10 protein-coding genes, 1 tRNA gene and 1 pseudogene are annotated in these 12,200 nt (G+C 52.1%); 6 read left to right on the top strand and 6 right to left on the bottom strand.

What is annotated here, in order from left to right; translation table 11 throughout:
• Window positions 1–6 precede the first annotated feature (6 nt).
• Window positions 7–1,256: pseudogene (locus J4645_RS15100) on the bottom strand (integrase arm-type DNA-binding domain-containing protein).
• Between the two features lie 188 nt (window positions 1,257–1,444).
• Window positions 1,445–1,529: transfer RNA gene (locus tag J4645_RS15105), tRNA-Leu, on the bottom strand.
• A gap of 222 nt (window positions 1,530–1,751) precedes the next feature.
• Here J4645_RS15105 and J4645_RS15110 point away from each other — a divergent pair.
• A complete protein-coding gene (locus J4645_RS15110; RefSeq protein WP_000152566.1) occupies window positions 1,752–2,771 on the top strand; it encodes an NAD(P)-dependent alcohol dehydrogenase in 1,020 nt (339 codons plus the stop codon).
• 27 nt (window positions 2,772–2,798) lie between these two features.
• On the opposite strand, the gene idnK is transcribed toward J4645_RS15110, so the two are convergent.
• Entirely contained in the window at window positions 2,799–3,329 is a 531-nt protein-coding gene (idnK, locus tag J4645_RS15115; RefSeq protein WP_000896756.1) for a gluconokinase, read from the bottom strand.
• Window positions 3,330–3,545: 216 nt separating this feature from the next.
• Between idnK and idnD the strand changes: the two genes are divergently transcribed.
• The 4 genes from idnD to J4645_RS15135 all read left to right on the top strand — a co-directional run bounded on the left by idnD (window position 3,546) and on the right by J4645_RS15135 (window position 7,809).
• Entirely contained in the window at window positions 3,546–4,577 is a 1,032-nt protein-coding gene (idnD, locus tag J4645_RS15120; protein ID WP_023214689.1) for an L-idonate 5-dehydrogenase, read from the top strand.
• A 24-nt stretch (window positions 4,578–4,601) separates the two neighbouring features.
• Entirely contained in the window at window positions 4,602–5,366 is a 765-nt protein-coding gene (gene idnO, locus J4645_RS15125) for a gluconate 5-dehydrogenase (protein ID WP_000998688.1), read from the top strand.
• 61 nt (window positions 5,367–5,427) lie between these two features.
• Entirely contained in the window at window positions 5,428–6,747 is a 1,320-nt protein-coding gene (idnT, locus tag J4645_RS15130) for a gnt-II system L-idonate transporter (RefSeq protein ID WP_001128356.1), read from the top strand.
• Between the two features lie 63 nt (window positions 6,748–6,810).
• Window positions 6,811–7,809, top strand: a complete 999-nt coding sequence (locus J4645_RS15135; protein ID WP_001244061.1) for a LacI family DNA-binding transcriptional regulator — start codon at window positions 6,811–6,813, stop codon at window positions 7,807–7,809.
• A gap of 216 nt (window positions 7,810–8,025) precedes the next feature.
• On the opposite strand, the gene lptG is transcribed toward J4645_RS15135, so the two are convergent.
• The 3 genes from lptG to J4645_RS22265 all read right to left on the bottom strand — a co-directional run bounded on the left by lptG (window position 8,026) and on the right by J4645_RS22265 (window position 10,322).
• Window positions 8,026–9,108: an LPS export ABC transporter permease LptG gene (gene lptG, locus J4645_RS15140; protein ID WP_001182242.1), complete on the bottom strand. Its 1,083-nt coding sequence runs from the start codon at window positions 9,106–9,108 to the stop codon at window positions 8,026–8,028.
• Complete coding sequence (lptF, locus tag J4645_RS15145) at window positions 9,108–10,208, bottom strand: LPS export ABC transporter permease LptF (protein WP_000584132.1); 1,101 nt, start codon at window positions 10,206–10,208, stop codon at window positions 9,108–9,110. The genes lptG and lptF overlap by 1 nt, the downstream gene beginning before the upstream one ends.
• Window positions 10,209–10,271: 63 nt before the next feature.
• A complete protein-coding gene (locus J4645_RS22265) occupies window positions 10,272–10,322 on the bottom strand; it encodes a hypothetical protein (protein ID WP_212724070.1) in 51 nt (16 codons plus the stop codon).
• Between the two features lie 280 nt (window positions 10,323–10,602).
• Between J4645_RS22265 and pepA the strand changes: the two genes are divergently transcribed.
• Window positions 10,603–12,114: a leucyl aminopeptidase gene (gene pepA / locus J4645_RS15150; RefSeq protein WP_000397158.1), complete on the top strand. Its 1,512-nt coding sequence runs from the start codon at window positions 10,603–10,605 to the stop codon at window positions 12,112–12,114.
• Window positions 12,115–12,200 lie beyond the last annotated feature (86 nt).

The following is a 12,200-nucleotide window of genomic DNA, read 5'->3' on the forward strand; positions in this document are numbered from 1 at the left end:
GAATTATCACCTGCTTGCAAACTCAAACGGCCTGACCATATCGTTAAGATTGATATCAAGATAATCAGCCCACCACAGAAGCATGAGCCTCCGTTCATCAAGATGCTCCGCAAGATAGATGTAAGCAGCGCGGACGTTGTTATGCTCCTGATGGCTCATTTGTCGCTCAACAGCATCCCTTGACCATAAACCTGATTCGACTAACGCACTACAGGCCATCGCCCTAAACCCGTGTCCACAAACATCCGTTTTAGTGTCGTAGCCCATTGAGCGCAGAGCCTTGTTAACAGTGTTCTCACTCATCGGCCTATCCGGCTGGTGATCACCAATGAAGACCAACTCGTAATCCCCACTGATTTGTTTTATCTCTTCTAATATTTTCAGTGCCTGACGGCTTAGAGGTACAAAATGAGGCTACGCATTTTAGAACCACGATGTGAGTACTTTACACCCTTTAGAGGTTCTCGTTCTGCAGGTATCGTCCAAAGCGCATTTTTAAAATCGATTTCTTCCCATCTTGCAAAACGCAGTTCACTTGAACGTATGAATACCAGCAGTGTTAGTTTCACTGCCAATTTAGTCAACTTTCGACCTTTAAAGCATTCGATACGATCGAGCAATTCGGAGAAGCGTTCGAAATCCAGAGCTAGACGATGCACTCGTTTAGCCACGGCTACCGCACCAGCCATGTCTTGGGCCGGGTTATAATCAAGCAGACCATTTTGTACCGCGAAACGCATGATAGCAGTTGTACGTTGTTGAAGACGAGAGGCAACTTCATATCGTCCGCTCGCCTCAACTACCTTTATCGGGGCGAGTAAATCTCTTGTCTTCAGCTCCGAAATTTTCCGCTGACCTAACGCAGAGAAAAGATTATCCACTAAGCTTTTAAGCACCCGCTCACTATGGGACTCCGACCATTTTTTGCTACAGGATGCATGCCAATCTCTTGCTACAGCCTCAAAGGTTAGTGCTCCGCTTTCTTCAATCTTGTCCTCTTTTTTCTTTTGAGAGGGATCGATACCATCAGATACCAGTTTCTTCGCGGCATCGCGCCTCTTACGAGCCTCTGCCAATGAAACCATTGGATAAACCCCTAACGCCAGCATCTTCTGTTTGCCACTAAAACGATATTGAAGACGCCAGTATTTTGAGCCATTGGGGTTAACCAACAGGTGCATCCCCTCACCATCGGTAAGTTTGAAAGGTTTGTCTGCAGGCTTAACTGTTCTGACTTTGATATCAGTAAGAGCCATTGATCCCCCTCCCCGTGTTGGTATCAATTTCAATCGAACCGAAGCTACCAACAGTTATACCATCATTTGTTGGTAGATGTTGATATACGACAGTAGACTTTAATAGACCTAAACCAAGAGGTAGGATTTCTAACTGATTGATTTTGTATAAGTAAATAGACTTTAGTAGACGAAAAAAAAGACTTGATTGGTGCCGAAGGCCGGACTCGAACCGGCACGTATTGCTACGGTTGATTTTGAATCAACTGCGTCTACCGATTTCGCCACTTCGGCACTGAAGAGGTATGCGGAAAACGTTGTGGATTATACCTGTCATACGCCGCCATGCAAGCACGAGCGTACACCTGTATCGCTAAGTGCTGAAAATTTCAGCAGCGTTGAGTATTAAATAGAATAATCAGGCTACTTCCCGCCTTCTCCAGCAGATTAACGCCGGGCGTCCCTTGCCTCCATGCTCTACACTTTTCAGTTCAACACCACATTAAGGGAAACACAATGACGATAATAAAAAGCTACGCCGCCAAAGAGGCGGGCGGCGAGCTCGAACTCTATGAATATGACGCGGGAGAACTCCAACCGGAAGATGTCGAGGTACGGGTCGACTACTGCGGGATCTGCCATTCCGATCTGTCGATGATCGACAATGAATGGGGGTTCTCTCAATACCCTCTGGTTGCCGGACATGAGGTCATCGGTCGGGTGGCCGCACTCGGCAGCGCGGCACAGGATAAGGGGCTAAAAGTCGGCCAGCGCGTTGGAATCGGCTGGACGGCGCGCAGCTGCGGACACTGCGATGCCTGTATCAGCGGCAATCAAATTAACTGCCAGGAAGGCGCAGTGCCCACTATCCTCAATCGTGGCGGTTTTGCCGAGAAGCTTCGCGCAGGCTGGCAGTGGGTAATTCCTCTTCCGGAGAATATGGATATGGCGTCCGCAGGCCCGCTGTTATGTGGCGGCATTACGGTCTTTAAACCGCTACTGATGCACCATATTACTGCTACCAGCCGCGTTGGCGTCATCGGTATCGGCGGGCTTGGGCATATCGCCATAAAGCTGTTACATGCAATGGGCTGCGAAGTCACCGCGTTCAGCTCAAATCCATCGAAAGAGCAGGAAGTGCTGGCAATGGGGGCCAATAACGTGGTGAACAGCCGCGATCCGGAAGCGTTAAAAGCACTGGCGGGCCAGTTCGATCTCATTATTAACACGGTCAACGTCGATCTCGACTGGCAGCCCTACTTCGAAGCGCTGACCTATGGCGGCAACTTCCATACCGTTGGGGCCGTATTGAAGCCGCTGCCCGTACCGGCGTTTACATTGATTGCCGGCGATCGCAGTATCTCAGGCTCGGCAACCGGAACGCCATATGAACTTCGCAAACTGATGAAATTCGCCGGACGCAGTAAAGTCGCGCCCACCACGGAACTGTTCGCAATGTCACAAATCAACGAGGCTATTCAGCACGTTCGCGACGGCAAAGCCCGCTATCGTGTAGTGCTAAAAGCTGACTTCTGACCGCCTGACTCAGCGCTTTGACAATGATCAGGAAGCGCTGAGTGCCTGACGAAAAGCCTGTACAGCCAGTCGGCACTGCTCCGTCACGTGCTCGATGTCATGATTAACATCGATACGCGCAATATCATGTTCATCGGCACAGGGTCGCTCCAGCGCGTCAAACTGACTTTGCAACAGGTCTGGCGGCATAAAATGCCCGGCACGACGCTGCATTCGCTGCAGAATAGTGGCGTAATCGCCGTCCAGCCACAGGAAATGTACGTTAGGGCTGCTCTTACGTAAAATATCGCGGTACTGTTTTTTTAATGACGAGCAGACAATAAATCCCGTCTCATTTTTTTTATAAAGACTGTATGAAGCGTCATTTAATCGTTCCAGCCAGGGTAAACGGTCTTCATCAGTTAACGGTATTCCCTGAGACATTTTATCAATGTTTTTCGCCGGATGGAGATCATCGCCGTCAATAAACTTCGCAGAAAATAATGTTGCAATTTTGCTGCCTATTAAAGATTTACCACTACCTGAAACCCCCATTAAAATATAGCTTTCCCCGGCCATTTAAATACCTCTGAGTCATATTCCACTCCACAATATTACGCCTCTACGTTCGACAATTTCACGTTTTTTAATTTCCATAGAGAAGAACTCTAAGGCACATCACGTTATGCGTAACATTGTAGTGTAACAATTTTCCAGCGTGACATAAGTCACAAATAATGACAAATAAAACCGCTTAAATGCGTTCAGGGTAACTACCTGACCAGTGAGGAATTTATGGAAGTAAAAACTCAATCCTGCGTTGTTGCGGGTAAGCGTGCTGTTGCCGTTACGGAACAAAATATTGAATGGAATAATAAAGGAACACTCGTACAAATTACCCGAGGCGGCATTTGTGGGTCTGACTTACATTATTATCAGGAAGGCAAAGTCGGCAATTTTACAGTAAAAGCGCCAATGATTTTAGGTCATGAAGTGATTGGCAAAATCGTTCATAGCGACTCAGATTTATTACGTGAAGGACAACCGGTAGCGATTAATCCATCGAAGCCTTGCGGTCATTGCAAATACTGTCTGCAGCATGAAGAAAACCACTGTACTGAAATACGTTTCTTTGGCAGCGCCATGTATTTTCCGCATGTCGATGGCGGTTTTACCCGATTTAAAGCTGTCGATACCGCTCAGTGCATTCCCTGGCCGGAACAGGCAGACGAAAAAGCCATGGCCTTTGCCGAACCGCTGGCGGTTGCCATTCATGCGGCTCATGAGGCGGGCGATCTGCAGGGCAAACGCGTCTTTATCTCCGGCGTTGGCCCTATCGGCTGCCTGATTGTTAGCGCGGTAAAAACGCTGGGCGCGGCGGAAGTGGTATGTGCCGATATCAGTACCCGTTCTCTCTCGCTGGCCCGGCAGATGGGCGCGGATACGCTGGTGAACCCACAGCATGACTCTCTTGATGGCTGGAAAGCAGAAAAAGGGTATTTCGATATCAGTTTTGAAGTCTCTGGGCATCCTTCCTCTATCTCAACGTGTCTGGAAGTCACACGGGCCAAAGGCGTGATGGTGCAGGTTGGCATGGGCGGCGCAGTCCCCAACTTCCCGATGATGATGCTAATAAGCAAAGAGATCTCGCTGAAAGGCTCTTTCCGCTTTACTACCGAATTTAATACTGCGGTTTCCTGGCTTGCCAACCGCGTTATCAATCCGCTGCCGTTACTGAGCGCGGAATATCCATTTACCGACCTGGAAGCGGCGCTGATCTTTGCCGGAGACAAAACACAGGCGGCAAAAGTTCAGCTCGTTTTCTGAGAAAGTAAAATAAGGGACACAATCATGAACGATCTTTTTTCACTGGCAGGTAAAAATATCCTTATCACCGGAGCCGCTCAGGGGATTGGTTATTTGCTGGCGACCGGTCTTGGTCGCTATGGCGCGCGCATTATTGTTAACGATATCACCCCGGAGCGCGCCGAAACAGCCGTGACGAAACTTCAGCAGGAAGGGATAAAGGCTATTGCCGCTCCCTTTAATGTCACCCATAAACAGGATATTGAAGCTGCGGTTGAACATATCGAAAAAGATATCGGCGTCATTGACGTCCTGATAAATAACGCCGGTATCCAGCGCCGTCATCCGTTTACTGAGTTTCCCGAGCAGGAGTGGAATGACGTCATCGCCGTAAATCAGACCGCGGTTTTTCTCGTCTCTCAGGCCGTTACGCGCCGTATGGTGGCGCGGCAGGCAGGAAAAGTGATCAACATCTGTTCGATGCAAAGCGAGCTGGGCCGCGACACGATTACGCCATACGCCGCGTCGAAGGGTGCCGTGAAGATGCTGACTCGCGGCATGTGCGTGGAGCTGGCGCGTCATAATATCCAGGTCAACGGTATTGCGCCGGGATACTTCAAAACGGAGATGACCAAAGCGCTGGTTGAAGATGAAGCCTTCACCTCCTGGCTATGCAAACGTACGCCTGCCGCACGCTGGGGCGATCCCCAGGAGCTTATTGGCGCAGCGGTGTTTCTCTCGTCAAAAGCCTCCGACTTTGTTAACGGACATCTGCTGTTTGTCGATGGCGGTATGCTGGTTGCCGTCTGACCAGGGAAATACGATGCAGCGCGTAAGCGCTGCTATTTTGGCGCTAATAAGAGAGACGAATATGCCATTAATAATTATTGCGGCAGGCGTTGCGCTGCTGTTGGTCTTAATGATTGGCTTTAAAGTTAACGGCTTTATCGCCCTTGTTCTGGTTGCCGCCGTGGTGGGTTTTGCCGAAGGGATGGGCGCGCAAGACGTCCTGCACTCCATACAAAACGGAATTGGCGGTACTCTGGGCGGACTCGCCATGATCCTCGGTTTTGGCGCGATGCTGGGAAGATTAATTTCCGATACCGGCGCCGCGCAGCGCATTGCGACGACGCTCATTAATACGTTCGGCAAAAAACGCGTGCAATGGGCGCTGGTGATCACCGGGCTTATCGTCGGCCTGGCAATGTTTTTTGAAGTCGGATTCGTACTGCTGTTGCCGCTCGTTTTTACGATTGTGGCCTCATCGGGACTGCCCTTGCTGTATGTCGGGGTTCCAATGGTCGCCGCCTTATCCGTTACGCACTGCTTCCTGCCGCCGCATCCCGGCCCTACCGCTATTGCGACAATTTTTGAGGCAAATCTCGGTACGACCCTGCTGTATGGGTTAATCATTACCATACCGACCGTGATTGTTGCCGGCCCTCTGTTTTCAAAATTGCTGGCGCGATTTGAAAAAGCGCCGCCTGAAGGATTATTTAATCCTCATCTATTCAGTGAAGAAGAGATGCCGTCATTCTGGAACAGTATTTTTGCCGCCGTGATCCCGGTCATTCTGATGGCCATCGCAGCGGTATGTGAAATCACGCTGCCAAAAACGAATGCCGTGCGGGTTTTCTTCGAATTTATCGGTAATCCAGCAGTGGCGTTGTTTATTGCCATTATCATCGCCATTTTTACGCTGGGCCGACGCAATGGACGTACGGTTGAGCAGGTGATGGATATCGTCGGCGAGTCCATTGGCGCTATTGCGATGATTGTTTTTATCATCGCGGGCGGCGGCGCGTTTAAGCAAGTGCTGGTGGATAGCGGCGTGGGTCAATATATCTCGCAATTAATGACCGGCACCTCGCTATCTCCGTTATTAATGTGCTGGACGGTAGCCGCCGTGCTGCGTATTGCGTTAGGTTCCGCGACCGTGGCCGCGATAACCACAGCGGGCGTCGTATTGCCGATTATTAACGTAACCCACGCCGATCCGGCGTTAATGGTACTGGCGACAGGCGCAGGAAGCGTTATTGCATCACATGTTAACGATCCCGGTTTTTGGCTGTTTAAAGGGTATTTTAATCTTAGCGTCGGGGAAACCCTACGCACCTGGACCGTTATGGAAACATTGATTTCTGTCATGGGGTTGCTGGGCGTACTGGCGCTGAATGCGGTTCTGCATTAATTCATCATCCGCAGCCCAATTAACCATGGGGGCGACGTTCCCGCCCCCGGTACTGGAGAAAACATGAGGAATCACAGAATTTCTTTGCAGGATATCGCTACGCTTGCTGGCGTGACAAAAATGACGGTGAGCCGTTACATCCGCTCGCCGAAAAAAGTCGCCAGGGAAACCGGCGAGCGTATTGCGCAGATCATGGAAGAAATTAACTACATACCAAATCGCGCGCCAGCTATGCTGTTAAACGCGCAAAGTTACACTCTGGGCGTGCTGATCCCCTCTTTTCAGAACCAGTTGTTTGCCGACATTCTTGCCGGGATTGAATCCGTAACGTCGGGTCATAACTACCAAACTCTCATTGCGAATTACAATTACAATCGCGATTCGGAAGAAGAGTCCGTTATCAATTTACTGTCTTACAATATCGACGGCATTATTCTTTCAGAAAAATATCATACCCTCAGAACCGTCAAATTCCTGCGCTCAGCTACCCTTCCGATTGTAGAACTCATGGATATCCAGGGCGATCGCTTAGATATGGAGGTGGGGTTTGATAACCGTCAGGCCGCCTTTGATATGGTCAGCACCATGCTGGATAAACGCCAGCGGCGTAAAATCCTCTATCTGGGTTCAAAAGACGATATCCGTGATGAGCAGCGTTATCATGGCTACTGCGATGCGATGACGCGCCGGGGGCTGGCGCCGTTGCGCATCAATCCCCGCGCTATCTCCTCTATCCATCTGGGGATACAGCTAATGCGTGATGCGCTTGCTGCGCACCCGGACGTGGATGGCGTCTTTTGTACTAACGACGATATCGCAATGGGCGCTCTACTGTGGTGCCGCGAGCGTCAACTGGCCGTACCGGAGCAGATCTCCATCGCCGGCTTCCACGGTCTGGAGATGGGCAGGCAAATGATACCGAGCCTCGCCAGCGTAATTACCCCTCGTTTTGAGATCGGGCGCAGAGCCGCGCAGATGTTGCTCAACAAAATTAAAAATAACGATCTCAACCATAATACGATTGATTTGGGTTATCAGATTTATCACGGCAGCACGTTATAAATTTTTTGATCTACTTTTTCCCGCAGCTTGCCTGAGCTTAACGCGTAGCCAAAAGCGCCACGCGTCAGGTTACGCACTACATCATTCGAGGAATACCAGGCGGTCTGCCGGATGGCGGCGGAAAGGACTTATCAGGCCTACGGGTCATAGTAGGCCTGATAAGCGCAGCGCCATCAGGCACTGCGCTTTACTGCATTGCCGGATGGCAGCCTGTGATTACGACTTACGCAGCATTAGCCACAGGCTAATCAGGAAGAAAGACGCGCTCGGCAGCAGCGCGCCGACAATCGGCGGAATGCCGTATACCAGCGTCAGCGGGCCAAAAATCTGGTCGAGAACGTAAAAGACGAAGCCGAAGCTAATCCCCGTCACCACGCGCACGCCCATCGGCACACTACGCAGTGGGCCAAAGATAAACGACAGCGCCATCAGCATCATCACCGCCACGGAGAGCGGCTGGAAGATTTTACTCCACATATTGAGCTGATAACGTCCGGCGTCCTGTCCGCTCGACTTCAGATATTTAACGTAGTTATGCAGACCGCTGATGGAAAGCGCATCCGGGTCCAGCGCCACCACACCTAACTTATCCGGCGTCAGATTCGTTTTCCAGGTACCGCTCACCGTCTGCGAACCGGTGATCTGTTTCGGGTTTTGCAGATCGGACTCATCCACCTGCGACAAACGCCAGACCTTATGCTCCGGGTCGAATTTTGCCGAAGCGGCGTAACGCACCGACTGCAAACGACGCTGATCGTTGAAAGCGTAAATACTAATGCCGGCCAGCTCCTCGTCGCCCTTCACCCGTTCAATATAGACAAAGTTATTCCCGTCTTTCGCCCACAGACCTTGCTGGGTGGAAAGCAGCGAACCGCCATACATCGCCTGCGCACGATAGTTACGCGCCATCTGCTCGCCCTGCGGGGCGACCCATTCGCCGATCGCCATGGTTAACAGCACCAGGGGGATAGCCGTTTTCATCACCGACAGCGCCACCTGCATACGGGTGAAACCCGATGCCTGCATCACCACCAGTTCGCTACGCTGCGCCAGCATCCCCAGTCCCAGCAACGCGCCAAGCAGCGCCGCCATAGGAAAGAAGATCTGGATATCCTTAGGTACGCTGAGCAGGGTGTACATACCCGCGCCCAGCGCGTCGTAGTTACCCTGCCCCGCTTTTTTCAGCTGATCGACAAACTTGATGATCCCGGAGAGCGACACCAGCATGAACAACGTCATCATGATGGTGGTAAAAATGGTTTTACCGATATAGCGGTCAAGTACACCAAATGGCTGCATTATACCGCTCCTTTACGCAGAAAACGGGCACGCAGGCGGCGGACCGGCACCGTATCCCACAGGTTTAAACCAATCGCCAACGCCAGATAGATCAGGTTGACCGCCCACATCCAGATAACCGGGTCCAGTTTGCCTTTACCGCCATTCGATTTAATGGAGGTCTGGATCAGGAAGAACAGCAGATAAAGCAGCATGGCGGGCAACATAGACAAGACGCGCCCCTGACGTGGATTCACCACGCTGAGCGGCACGACCATCAGCGCCATCATAAATACGGTAAAGACTAACGTGATACGCCAGTGCAGCTCGGCGCGAGCGCGATCGTTGTCGGTATTCCACAGCGTGCGCATGTCCATCTGGTCGGTATCGTTCGGGTCCAGCGCCACGGCCTGATGGCCAATAATCGCCTGATAGTTCTGGAAGTCGGTGATGCGAAAATCGCGTAGCAACGCCGTTCCTTCAAAACGTGTCCCTTTGTTTAAGGTGACAACCTGGGAACCATCGCGCAACTGAGTAAGGTGTCCGGAATCAGCCACTACCACAGAAGGACGAGCATTGCCCTTAGGGCGAATCTGCGCCAGGAAAACATCGTGGAAGTCGCTGCCATCAACGCTTTCGATAAACAGCACCGAGCTGCCGTTGGTCGCCTGCTGGAATTGCCCCTGCGCCAGCGCCGCCATACCGGGGTTCGCTTTCGCCTCCGCCAGCACTTCATCCTGGTGTTTTGACGACCAGGGACCGGCCCACATCACGTTAACCGCCGCAAGGATACCGGTAAATAACGCCAGTACCATGGCGGCCTTTACCAGCACGGCTTTGCTCAACCCACAGGCGTGCATGACCGTAATTTCACTTTCGGTATACAGTTTGCCCAGCGTCATCAGCAGCCCCAGGAACAGGCTTAAAGGCAGGATGAGCTGCGCCATTTCCGGTACGCCCAGCCCCAGAAGCGAGAGCACCAGATTTGCGGGAATATCGCCGTCAACCGCCGCGCCGAGAATCCTCACTAACTTTTGACAAAAGAAGATCAAAAGTAAGATGAAGAGTATCGCCAGCTGGCTTTTGAGCGTCTCCCGCACCAGATATCTTATGATTATCACTTTAAATACGCCCGTAAAAACCCATTTTTTTGCTGGAATTTAGCTTGTTTCATGGCTTAAACGTCATTTATTCTCTTGAGTCGTCGAAATCATCGCTAAGATCATTATACTCAGCGGATTCACCTCTCAGAACTTGTTCTGACGTGCCAATGCCGTAATAACGTTAAGATTAACACGAAGTCACCGCAACAGCGGATATGAGTTACGAAAGCTTTCAATTTCTATACTCTAATGGATTTCGAGTTGCAGGCAGGCGGCAAGACTGTGGAGCCCCGGAGCTTACATCAGGTAAGCGACAGGGGTGAGCAGGCGCAGCCAACGCATCTGCAACTTGAAAGACGACGAGTATAGCTGTAGCCACCACTGTTGTCTTTAAGATTCAGGAGCATAGTGCATGGAGTTCAGTGTAAAAAGCGGTAGCCCGGAGAAACAGCGGAGTGCCTGCATTGTCGTGGGCGTCTTTGAACCGCGTCGCCTTTCTCCGATTGCAGAACAGCTCGACAAAATTAGCGACGGATACATCAGCGCATTGCTGCGTCGCGGCGAACTGGAAGGAAAACCGGGGCAGACTCTGTTGCTGCACCATGTTCCTAACGTTCTTTCCGAGCGAATCCTCCTCATTGGTTGCGGCAAAGAGCGCGAGCTTGATGAACGTCAGTATAAGCAGGTTATTCAGAAAACGATAAATACTCTGAATGATACCGGTTCGATGGAAGCCGTCTGTTTCCTGACCGAACTGCACGTCAAAGGCCGCAACAACTACTGGAAAGTGCGTCAGGCCGTCGAAACGGCCAAAGAGACGCTTTATAGCTTTGATCAACTCAAGACCAACAAGAGCGAGCCGCGCCGCCCGCTACGTAAGATGGTCTTTAATGTGCCGACCCGCCGTGAGCTCACCAGCGGCGAACGCGCCATTCAGCACGGTCTGGCCATCGCCGCCGGGATTAAGGCAGCGAAAGATCTCGGCAACATGCCGCCCAATATCTGTAACGCCGCCTACCTGGCGTCACAGGCGCGCCAGTTGGCCGACAGCTACAGCAAAAATGTCATCACCCGCGTAATCGGCGAACAGCAAATGCGCGAACTGGGTATGAACGCTTATCTGGCGGTCGGCCACGGTTCGCAGAATGAATCGCTGATGTCGGTGATTGAGTACAAGGGCAATCCGTCCGAAGACGCGCGCCCGATCGTGCTGGTGGGTAAAGGCCTGACCTTCGACTCCGGCGGCATCTCCATCAAGCCATCTGAAGGGATGGACGAGATGAAGTACGATATGTGCGGCGCGGCGGCGGTTTACGGCGTGATGCGTATGGTCGCCGAGCTTCAGCTACCGATTAACGTTATCGGCGTACTGGCGGGCTGTGAAAACATGCCGGGCGGACGCGCGTATCGTCCGGGCGACGTGCTGACCACCATGTCTGGTCAAACCGTTGAAGTCCTGAACACCGACGCCGAAGGCCGTCTGGTTTTGTGCGACGTGCTGACCTACGTTGAACGCTTCGAACCGGAAGCCGTCATTGACGTGGCGACGCTAACCGGGGCCTGCGTGATTGCGCTGGGCCATCACATTACCGGTCTGATGTCGAACCATAACCCGCTGGCGCATGAGCTGATCGGCGCGTCCGAGCAGGCGGGCGACCGCGCGTGGCGTCTGCCGCTGGGCGATGAGTTCCAGGAACAACTGGAGTCCAACTTTGCGGATATGGCAAACATTGGTGGTCGTCCTGGCGGCGCCATCACCGCGGGCTGCTTCCTGTCGCGCTTTACCCGTAAGTATAACTGGGCGCACCTGGATATCGCCGGCACCGCCTGGCGCTCCGGCAAAGCGAAAGGCGCGACGGGGCGTCCGGTAGCGCTGTTGTCGCAGTTCCTGCTCAATCGCGCGGGCTTTAACGGCGAAGAGTAAGTTTGAGATTACCCCGTAGGCCTGATAAGGCGCATTAGCGCCGCCATCAGGCGTTTTGCCGGATGGCGCTGCGCTTATCCGGCCTA

The organism is Salmonella sp. 32082101201600294FB01SM01, from assembly GCF_017572865.1.
Classification (GTDB): Bacteria; Pseudomonadota; Gammaproteobacteria; order Enterobacterales; family Enterobacteriaceae; genus Salmonella; species Salmonella enterica.

Bases quoted from the DNA above. Each gene is read 5' to 3' on its own strand.
- J4645_RS15110 (WP_000152566.1), top strand. From the start codon at position 1,752: ATGACGATAATAAAAAGCTACGCCGCCAAAGAGGCGGGCGGCGAGCTC.
- idnK (WP_000896756.1), bottom strand. From the start codon at position 3,329: ATGGCCGGGGAAAGCTATATTTTAATGGGGGTTTCAGGTAGTGGTAAA.
- idnD (WP_023214689.1), top strand. From the start codon at position 3,546: ATGGAAGTAAAAACTCAATCCTGCGTTGTTGCGGGTAAGCGTGCTGTT.
- idnO (WP_000998688.1), top strand. From the start codon at position 4,602: ATGAACGATCTTTTTTCACTGGCAGGTAAAAATATCCTTATCACCGGA.
- idnT (WP_001128356.1), top strand. From the start codon at position 5,428: ATGCCATTAATAATTATTGCGGCAGGCGTTGCGCTGCTGTTGGTCTTA.
- J4645_RS15135 (WP_001244061.1), top strand. From the start codon at position 6,811: ATGAGGAATCACAGAATTTCTTTGCAGGATATCGCTACGCTTGCTGGC.
- lptG (WP_001182242.1), bottom strand. From the start codon at position 9,108: ATGCAGCCATTTGGTGTACTTGACCGCTATATCGGTAAAACCATTTTT.
- pepA (WP_000397158.1), top strand. From the start codon at position 10,603: ATGGAGTTCAGTGTAAAAAGCGGTAGCCCGGAGAAACAGCGGAGTGCC.